The sequence below is a fragment of the Roseovarius gaetbuli genome, assembly GCF_900172365.1.
In the GTDB taxonomy this organism is placed as follows: domain Bacteria; phylum Pseudomonadota; class Alphaproteobacteria; order Rhodobacterales; family Rhodobacteraceae; genus Roseovarius; species Roseovarius gaetbuli.
Genome location: NZ_FWFJ01000144.1, coordinates 1 through 553, shown reverse-complemented (window position 1 = coordinate 553; position 553 = coordinate 1). Strand labels below are relative to the sequence as shown.

1 protein-coding gene and 1 pseudogene are annotated in these 553 nt (G+C 56.2%); one reads left to right on the top strand and one right to left on the bottom strand.

All coding sequences use genetic code 11. The features are described from left to right. Positions 1-49 precede the first annotated feature (49 nt). A pseudogene (gene tnpB / locus ROG8370_RS20000) lies at positions 50-223 on the bottom strand (IS66 family insertion sequence element accessory protein TnpB); the annotation flags it as partial. A 68-nt stretch (positions 224-291) separates the two neighbouring features. On the opposite strand from tnpB, the gene ROG8370_RS19995 reads away from it, so the two are divergent. After that, positions 292-553, top strand: a 262-nt coding sequence (locus ROG8370_RS19995) for a transposase (protein ID WP_085828848.1), incomplete at its 3' end; no start/stop codon positions are given.

Genomic DNA, 553 nt, shown 5'->3' with positions numbered 1-553 from the left:
GGTCAAACCATAGCAAAACGACGGCGCGAGGGGAATCCCACACGCGCATTTATCCCGCCTTGAGCGGTGTCCAACTGCGCTGCGGCAAACGCCAATCAATCCCTTCGAGCAGCATCGCCAACTGCGCTGCGGTCAGGGCAATCTTGCCCTCTTTCGCCGATGGCCACACGAACCGACCTTTCTCCAGGCGTTTGCTGAACAGGCATGCGCCCTGACCATCCCACCTGAAGTGGTCGGGCAAATTTGGACAGCGTGCTAAGATGTATCCACCGCGCAGGAATGGATACGAGAATGACAAGGCGACGGAACTTTTCAGACAAGTTTAAAGCTGCTGTGGCGCTTGAGGCGCTGCGCGGTGACAAGAAGGTGCAGGAGATCGCGGCCAAGCGGCAATTGCATCCGACGCAGGTGAGCACATGGAAACGGCAAGCGATTGAAGGCATGGCAGGCGTTTTCTCAGACAAGGTCAAGAAGGCTGAGAACAAGGATGGCGAGATCAAAGAGCTTCACGCCAAGATCGGCAAGCTCGCGGTGGAAAACGATTTTTTGTCAC